Origin of the sequence: uncultured Agrococcus sp. (genome assembly GCF_945915485.1) — a bacterium.
In the GTDB taxonomy this organism is placed as follows: Bacteria; Actinomycetota; Actinomycetes; order Actinomycetales; family Microbacteriaceae; genus Agrococcus.
Map to the genome: position 1 here is coordinate 1 of NZ_CAMEFJ010000102.1, position 7,883 is coordinate 7,883.

General features: G+C 62.7%; 11 protein-coding genes and 1 pseudogene. 3 read left to right on the top strand and 9 right to left on the bottom strand.

Annotated elements, in window-relative coordinates; genetic code table 11:
- The 7 genes and pseudogenes from Q0O95_RS12295 to Q0O95_RS12320 form a co-directional block, all read right to left on the bottom strand.
- Window positions 1-218, bottom strand: a pseudogene (locus Q0O95_RS12295) (DUF1801 domain-containing protein); the annotation flags it as partial.
- Window positions 219-522: 304 nt separating this feature from the next.
- The gene (locus Q0O95_RS14105) at window positions 523-945 is read right to left on the bottom strand and encodes a DUF2695 domain-containing protein (protein WP_366516493.1); all 423 of its coding nucleotides are present in this window, start codon (window positions 943-945) and stop codon (window positions 523-525) included.
- A gap of 175 nt (window positions 946-1,120) precedes the next feature.
- On the bottom strand, window positions 1,121-1,771 hold the full coding sequence (locus tag Q0O95_RS12300; protein WP_293699121.1) for an HAD-IA family hydrolase: 651 nt from the start codon (window positions 1,769-1,771) through the stop codon (window positions 1,121-1,123).
- A gap of 305 nt (window positions 1,772-2,076) precedes the next feature.
- Window positions 2,077-2,517, bottom strand: a complete 441-nt coding sequence (locus Q0O95_RS12305) for a YtoQ family protein (protein ID WP_293699124.1) — start codon at window positions 2,515-2,517, stop codon at window positions 2,077-2,079.
- 236 nt (window positions 2,518-2,753) lie between these two features.
- Window positions 2,754-3,842 (bottom strand): PoNe immunity protein domain-containing protein, encoded by a 1,089-nt coding sequence (locus tag Q0O95_RS12310; RefSeq protein ID WP_293699126.1) that lies wholly within the window; start codon window positions 3,840-3,842, stop codon window positions 2,754-2,756.
- Window positions 3,843-4,177: 335 nt separating this feature from the next.
- A complete protein-coding gene (locus tag Q0O95_RS12315; protein ID WP_293699129.1) occupies window positions 4,178-4,654 on the bottom strand; it encodes a DUF6357 family protein in 477 nt (158 codons plus the stop codon).
- Window positions 4,655-5,108: 454 nt separating this feature from the next.
- Entirely contained in the window at window positions 5,109-5,279 is a 171-nt protein-coding gene (locus Q0O95_RS12320; protein WP_293699131.1) for a hypothetical protein, read from the bottom strand.
- A 178-nt stretch (window positions 5,280-5,457) separates the two neighbouring features.
- Between Q0O95_RS12320 and Q0O95_RS12325 the strand changes: the two genes are divergently transcribed.
- From Q0O95_RS12325 to Q0O95_RS12335, 3 genes are read left to right on the top strand one after another with little or no spacing between them, the layout of a single operon-like run.
- Window positions 5,458-6,039, top strand: coding sequence for a TetR family transcriptional regulator (locus Q0O95_RS12325; RefSeq protein WP_293699134.1), 582 nt, complete (start codon window positions 5,458-5,460; stop codon window positions 6,037-6,039).
- Window positions 6,036-6,389 carry a multidrug efflux SMR transporter gene (locus Q0O95_RS12330; protein WP_293699137.1) on the top strand — a complete coding sequence of 118 codons (354 nt, stop codon included), beginning with the start codon at window positions 6,036-6,038 and terminating at the stop codon, window positions 6,387-6,389. Before Q0O95_RS12325 ends, Q0O95_RS12330 begins: the two co-directional genes overlap by 4 nt.
- On the top strand, window positions 6,386-6,700 hold the full coding sequence (locus tag Q0O95_RS12335; protein ID WP_293699140.1) for a multidrug efflux SMR transporter: 315 nt from the start codon (window positions 6,386-6,388) through the stop codon (window positions 6,698-6,700). The genes Q0O95_RS12330 and Q0O95_RS12335 overlap by 4 nt, the downstream gene beginning before the upstream one ends.
- A 76-nt stretch (window positions 6,701-6,776) precedes the next feature.
- Here Q0O95_RS12335 and Q0O95_RS12340 read toward each other — a convergent pair whose 3' ends face one another.
- Together Q0O95_RS12340 and Q0O95_RS12345 are read right to left on the bottom strand one after the other, a co-directional pair.
- Window positions 6,777-7,601, bottom strand: a complete 825-nt coding sequence (locus tag Q0O95_RS12340; protein WP_293699142.1) for an alpha/beta hydrolase — start codon at window positions 7,599-7,601, stop codon at window positions 6,777-6,779.
- Window positions 7,598-7,882, bottom strand: a complete 285-nt coding sequence (locus Q0O95_RS12345; protein ID WP_293699145.1) for a HigA family addiction module antitoxin — start codon at window positions 7,880-7,882, stop codon at window positions 7,598-7,600. The genes Q0O95_RS12340 and Q0O95_RS12345 overlap by 4 nt, the downstream gene beginning before the upstream one ends.
- Window position 7,883: the final 1 nt, after the last annotated feature.

The window sequence follows — 7,883 nt, forward strand, 5'->3', positions numbered from 1 at the left end:
GCGAGATTCAATCGTTCGTCGTTGCGCAGCGTCACGAGCGCCGGCGTGCTCGCCGAAGCGGCGTAGGCGGGCATCCCGTACCAGATCCGTGGTTTCAAGGATGGCGCCGCCGTCATGATGACGTCGTGCACGCGCCGCATGACCGACTGTCGCGGCTCATCCATCTTTGCGATCTTCTCGGTCACCTGCGCGAGGTTCTTCTCGTCTTTTGTCGACATGTCATTGTCCTATCGTCGGCCGATGTTCAACATCGGCGATATGAAGTCGGCGCATCGTCTGTGCGCCACACCCCACCCGGACATGTCCTGAGCGGATCAGGCCTCTCCGCAATGATTCACGTGGGCTTCACGTGGAAGTGCGATCAGTGGCGTGAGCCACCGCCTTCAGAGTACCGGATGCACGATGGATTGTGCCCCAGGGTTCCACCGGGCCTCCATGCTTGCAGCGAGCGGGCGCGCACCTACTCAGCATGCGCCTTTGAACACTCGGTATCGCAGCGTTGCGAGAACCGCTCGTCGAGCGTCACCAGCGACCACGGCGTATGCGTTGCCAAAGCCCGCACGGTTGGGTCGACCCTCTGCGTACACCTAGACACTGCGGCATCGTCGTGGGTGGCTCCGCTTCTACGTACTCCTGGAACCCGTCGCCGCGGGTACGCCAATAGTCTTGCTTCCGCAGGAGCGCGTTCGGCCAGTACGCGTTCATGAATATCTCGCAGTCGCAGAATCCTCCCTGATCGGCCAGTCTCTTTTCGAGGGAAGTGGCACGCGGCGCAATGGTGTCTCGAAAATGTGCGGCGAATCGCAGGGAGCCATCGCAGTTCAGCTCCAGCAAGTGTCTGTGTACGAAGCACTGTAGGCACTCGGCCGGCATCGGCGTCAGCAGTTCATCCTCGAAATCTCGTACGAGCCCTTCCGCTACCTCAATTACTGTTCTCGTTTCCATGAGCGAACTGTGCACGCCACCTCTGACACGTGGACCTGAAGCGACGCTGTCGACACGCAACAGCCCGGGAACGCCATTGACGATGCAGCATAGCCCCTGGGCTCAAACGAAGAACTGTTCCGCGGTGTGCCGTGTTGGGATCGTCTCGCTCTACCCTGTTCCGAAGGCCTAACGGTCAAGCCCGCGTGGTGTGGTGCACTGCACGCCATCCGAACTGCCGCGCGGCGTCCACATTCCGCGCCGTGTCATCGAGGAACACCACCTGCGCAGGGTCAATCCCCGTGCCGATAGCTTGCATGAGCCGCGAATGCGCGGCCTCGTACGCCTGCCGTTCTGGCTTGGCGAATCCGATCTGGTGAGAGCTCAACAAGTACTCAGCGTCTTCGCCAACCACGTCCCGAATGTCTAAGCGAGCAACTTCGTCTCGGATTCGATCCGTCCCGTTCGTCAATACGAGCACCTCGAGCCCCAACGACCGCGCCTCCAGTAGGAGAGATCGCACCCGCTCGTCAACATGCGCAGGAGTGTCGGCCCACTTTCGAACCGCTTGCTGCGCTGCCTCGCGATCGATTCCTTCATCGATGAGCGCAGCGATTGCCGTCTCTCGCCACTCTTCGAACGACGCTCGACCCCGCACAACGTCGTGCAGGATTGCGTTCCCTAGCACCGCACGAAGGGATACTCCTTCGTCCAGCCCCAGGCCAGCATCCAGCTCCGTCCACAATGTTTGATCGAACACCCGCAGCACGCCGTCAAGGTCGCTCACCAGCGCTCGCGTGGTTGGGTCGCGGATCAGCTCATTCGCTGCCTCGAGAGAAGGTGCCATGGGGCCACTATAGTTGCCGTGGCTACGGCCCCGCCGCGAACGCTCAGACCCACGGGCGCGTGGATCTGCAAGCCCATTTCGTCAGTAGCCGTGGCGAGATGGGCGTCGCAGGCGCCCATCATCTGGAGTCGTGTTCATGTTCAACATGACGAACTGGCTCCTTCAGCGAGCACCGTAGCCAAGCAACGAAACTGCACCGCGTTCGTGAACGGAACAGCCGCGTGAACCGAGTGGGTCACGGTTCAGTCTGCGACCGGCGCGCCTCCAGTTTCGAGGATCCCCGCTTTCGCGGCAAGACGAAAACCTCACCCCTTGAGCACGTACCGCAGGGTCTCCACTACCTGGTCGGTCGTCGTGCACCAAGCCTGCGCCCCCGCGTCGACCTCTTTGAGCGGATGCACGATATCGGCATCGTGAAGGGTCACGTAAGGCTTGCCCAGCGCGGCGCAGTAACCGGCATCGAAAGCGGCATTCCATTGCTTGTACTGGTCTCCGAAACGAACCACGACGAGGTCGCTCTTCTCGATCAGCGTGCGGGTGCGGATGGCATTGACTTTGGCCGACTGATGATCACGCCAGAACTGGCTATCGGTTTCACTGAGATGATCACCGGCGGCATCACTAGCGGGGTGATCGGTGACCGGTGCGGTGAACGTGACATCGAGCCCCGCGGCCTCTGCGCCGCGCCAGATCTCGTCACGCCAGTCGGTGTGGATCTCGCCGGAAAGATATATAGAGAAACTCATGGTTCACGCTCCTGTATCGGGTGTGGGCGATTCTGGTCTGATCCCTCGTTCACCACACTAATAGGTCAGTGAATCGCCCCGAGTCCCCGGGGAAGCCGACAGTCTTGGTGCAGTTCAGCTCGGCCGTCGACACCTCCCCCGCGGCGTTCGCACGGGCGCGGACTCGCTTAGCAAGGTGCCCACTGCCCTCGCCTCGCTGGACCAATCCATTCAGCAGCACGGAATCGACGCTGGGGCTAGCCTCTGTGGGCGATGAGTTGCTCGACAGAGCGCAATCGGATCGTGTCGGTGGCTCGATCGGCGAACTTCTCATGATCCGCCGCGAGCACCGGCGCGACGAGCAGGTCATCAGAATCGAGGTCGATCGCGATGAGCCGCGCACCAACGGCATGCAACCATTCATCGAGCTTCCGCACGCCGTCGAGCGCTGTCGTCGTCTTCTTCCGTGGCACACGGCCCGGCGCCGGGATGCCCAGTTCCCGACATGCCGCCTGCAACATTTCGGCTGTTTCCTCAAGTGCCATGCCCTTCCAGTCGATGACGAGCAAGGTTCCCGCTTCGACTGCGGCTTCGAGGATCGCGTCGTCGGTCGTCGCCCCCAACGGGCCGTCGCCGACCGGAGTCACCAGTGCCTCCAAGTGAGCGCGCGACACGGTCCCTGACAGCGCGACCGGCTCGCGAGCCACTTCCGGCTCGATGACCTTCGGCGGTGCGGGCTTCTTGAACGGCCCGGGCAGCCGGACATCGTCAGCCAACCGTAGTACTCCTACTTCTCGCGCGTGATCGGCGAGATCCACGGGGTACTCCGGGACATCGCGCACCGGGGCGTCGTCGAGCTGGAACGCCTGCGCCAGGATGACCGCCTCGAACGCCCAGTCGCCGGTGAAGAACTCACTGTCGGGCGGCGTCAACCCACGGAACTTCTCGTTGTCCGCGCGCCAGCGGCGCACATAGCGCTCGAACGCGGCCTGCCGGCGACCGCGCGTAGCGCTTCCCACTTTCAACCACCCCTCATATGCCCGGGAGAGGTCATCACTCTCGCTCACGGCCCGCGGCACTCCATGAATGACCGCAAGGGCATCGAGGACACGCGCAGGCAGTGCCGCCACTGAAGGATGCGACAGCACGGCCGTCGCGACATCCGCGCGACCGAGGCTCGTTGCGACCACCGCGAGATCAATCGCCCCACGGTATATGTCCCTGTCACGGAACACGGCCCTGAGATTCGGATCGGCCCCGGTCATCACGTTCTGCAACCGCAATGAGATCACGAGGTCGTCACGCCATGCGTCGCAGAGATCCGCCGCGAGCTCCGCAACCGGCATGCCCGCCGCGTAGCAAAGACTGAAGTACCTTTTGTGACCGCGGGACAATCTTGGCGCATTCGCCACCGATCCTCCCAGAGCTGCAGCCCCGGACGACGGATCAGCATCAACCCGCGCTAAAGATTGGAGGACTCGCCGACGGTCCTGACGGATCTGCTCGCTCTTTTGCTCCCGACTGGCCTCGAGTTCGTCGATGTTGATGCGGTCATCGCGGATAGCGTGTCCCAACCGTCAGCCTCTCCGTTGCTGTCACTGTGATCACCACACTACCTCGCCGCACCGCCCTCTTGCCGGCTGGCCGTTCGGGATTCGCCTGCTCGCGGATGGCGCAGTGATCACGGAGCTGCTCTAGGACCTTGCCGACTCTCTACGTACTTGCGTACGCGATCCCACGAGCCTGCGGACGTAGCCGACTGGGATGCGGCGAATACCTTCCCCGCGTCAAGGAGCGCCGGGTCTGCGCCGTGCGAGATGAGCGCGCACCTGCTGTCCCAGGAGATGTTCTCGAACGCGGCGTCGACCTCATGTTCGTTGCCGTGCAGAATCGTATCCAGCAGTCGAACCGCCGCAGATTCATCAAGATGATTCAGGCTTCCTGCCGCATAGCACAGTGGCAGGAGTGCGGCGCGTACCAGTACGTGCCGAGGAAGATCGTCCCGGATCCGTGCAACGTGCTCCTCGGAGACGGAGACCGTGAACTTCCTCGCGTCGCCGAGAGCGTCGGCCCCGCCGATGATCTCCAGAAGGAAGCGTCCACCGTCGCTGGATACACTGGGCAGCCAATGGCCACGAGAAACTTCCGTTCGGGACATGTCGCGATTGTACTCGGGCGCGTCACGGTCGTCGGTGCGGGAATCCCTCATCCGTGGGGACGCGATCAGACGTTGAATCTAAATTCGACCCATCGCCACAGATAACGACCTGTCAACGATCACTAGGCGCGACCGCGCAGGTCGGCCGCGCAGTCCAGCGCGGCGAGCCGCGCCGCGCGAGGTGATCATGACGGACTCTCACTGCGCAGCAGCGATGTCATCGCGCTACTGGTTACGAAACCGGGACAGGGCCGCGGGAGTCATGAAACCTAAGTACAAGTTGTAATTAGCGGTCAGTGAGCGGACATCCGGACGTTAAAGCGGAACTCCATTAAACATTGAACCTGAACTCCACCGCGTCGCCTCAGATAACAACCTTTGCTGTCCATTTTGATTCGGGCTCAGTCGGCCGCGAACAGCCCCGCCCGCGCCACCGTTGGGCCCATCCGTTAGTTCACAGCGCTTCCTGCTTTCGTCGCGCGACGATCAAGCTGTTCCAGCCTTTGACTCCGCCGGTCTGCAGCGCGGTCGCCTCGAGGTGCGCTTCATCCTCTTCGAACAACACTTCGGTGAGGTGGTTATCCACGTGGTGCCACGCGTCCAAAGACTTGTAACGATTCTCCACTGCGGCATGGGTCTCCGTATGCTCACGCTAACTGCTCACCCCTGCGTACGGACGCCACCCGTCTGAAGCAATCGGTCGGTACGACTTACACATTGAACCTGAACTCGACCGTGGAACGTTTCACAGAGGCATGCGCATAGAGCAGCAGACTTTACCTACCGGATGGTAAAGTTCTTCTATGGTTTCAAGTACACGCGAACGGATCCTGCACGCAGCAAGGGTCCTCGCCGAAGAGAATTCGTCCGTGCAGGGGGTCACGATCTCACTCGAGTCGGTGGCGCAGAAGGCAGGGCTCACCAAGCCGGGGCTTATATATCACTTCCCCTCCAAGGAAGCTCTCATGATCGGCCTCGTCGAACACGCGGCAAAGCACTGGGACGAGATGCTGCGTGCACACGCCGGTGCTGCACCGGAGTCGCTTTCACCGTTCGAGCGGCACCGTGCATACGTCGTCGTCGCGACAACCGCGGACGTGTCGCGTGCGGACTACTGGATCTTCTCGGGTGCCCTCTACCACCGCGCACTCACCGAGCCCTGGCATCTGCATCTCGGGCCGTGGCACGACACGACTGGCCTATCCGGGCCGGAACGGTCGCTCCTCACAGCAGCACGCTTCTGCGCCGACGGAGCATGGATGTCCGAGGCCACCGGCGTGTTCGCGGCCGAATCACTCGATGGAGTGCAGCGACAAGCTCTTGCGATCGTTGATGCCGCCGAACGGAAGGCTGTGACAGTGCGAGATGAGGGGGGAGGCACATGAGTCGATGGCTACTTCTGACCGGGGCGATACTCGCAGAGGTCGTAGGAACGCTCGCTTTGCGGGCCTCAACGGATCATCCGCTCTGGATCTTCCTCGTCGTATTCGCCTACATCGCCGCATTCGCACTGCTCGGCCTGACTTTGCGCACAGGCATGAATATTGGCGTGGCCTACGGGATCTGGGGCGCAACAGGTGTGGCACTCGTGGCTGTTTTCGCCATGGGGATCTTCGGTGAGGCGCTGAGCGTCGGCGATGTGATTGGAATCACCGTGATCGTCGCGGGTGTCGCCCTGATTGAATCTGGCTCTCATCCGCGCCGCCAGGATCGGACGCAGGTGGGGCAGGCATGAGCTGGATCTGGCTTCTTCTATCGATCGTCTTTGAGGTCACCGGCACGTTGTCGCTCCGCGCAAGCAATGGTTTTCGCAAGAAGGGCTGGCTTGCGCCCATCGCGCTGAGCTACGTGGCCGCATTCACGTTTCTTGGGCTCACGTTGGAGTCCGGCATGCACGTCGGTGTCGCATATGGGCTCTGGACGGCCATCGGCATCGTGCTGGTGGCGGTTATGGCGCGCGCCATCTGGAAAGACCCGCTGACCCGACGCATACTTGCGGGGATCGGCCTGATCATCGTCGGGGTGGCCCTGATCGAAATCGCGTAGTCCGACGGGCCACCGACGAATCAGGTCAGGTCACACGTTGAATCTGAACTCCACCGAGTTCCGGCACATACCAACTTCAGAAGTCTCGTGAAGGTGAGGTCTCGGCCTGATCGCGGGACAGCCAGCGTCGGAGCACGTCGCTCCACTCATCGAAGGCGTCGAGGTGGGCGTCGTGACTGCCGCCGTTGAGGTCAACCCTGTCCGTCTCGGGCCTACGCCGGATCAACTCGTCCTTGTCGGCATCGCTGAACATTCCGTGCTTCGCGAAGACGGTGAGCGTCGGAACCTGCAGCGCTTCCCATTCACCCCAGCGCGGCTCGTGCACCGCCTCGATCGTGCGCTGCATGACCGTGGCGTCGAAGCGCGGGACGAGTCCAGCATCCGTCTGCTGAAGGTCCGCCACCCAGGCGTCGACGATGGCGTCCTCACCGAGGAATTCGCGAGCGGCGGCCTCGTCCTCGAACGGCACTGGCCAGGACGCGAAATACCTGCCGAGCCCGGCAGCCTCGCGTGGGTCGTCACTCCCCGACACGTGACCTTCCAGCATCACCAGCCCTTCGACCAGGTCCGGATGCGCCGCTGCCGCAAGAAACGCGGTGTGGGCTCCCATCGACTGCCCGACGAGCGTGGCGCGCCGCCCCGGCACGAGCTCCTCGATCGCCGTCACGACATCGCCGACGAAGGCATCGCGCGACACATCATCGGGAAGCCGTGTACTCGCGCCGTGCCCCCGCTGGTCCACGAGCAGTACCCGATAGCCCCGTAACGCATCCGCCGTGGGCAACAGCTCCCGCGAGCTCCCGGCGAGGCCATGGAGCAGCACGACCACGGGACCGGCGCCGCCGAGGTCGATGGCCGCGATTGAGACGCCTCCTGGGCGCGGCACCGCGCAGTCAGTCACGCGACCTTCAGCGGCGTGATCGCAGCAACCTTGTCGCGCAGTGCCCGGCGCCCGAGTCGCAGTTCGTAGTTCGACTGCAGATTCATCCAGAACTCCTCGGACGTGCCAAAGTAGCGCGCCAGACGGATCGCAGTGTCAGCGGTGATCCCCCGCTTGCCGTGCACGATCTCGTTGATCCGGCGCGGCGGCACGCCGATGGACACCGCGAGCTTGTTCTGCGTGATCGCGAAGCCCTCGATGAAGTCCTCCATCAGGATCTCTCCCGGATGGATCGGCTCGATC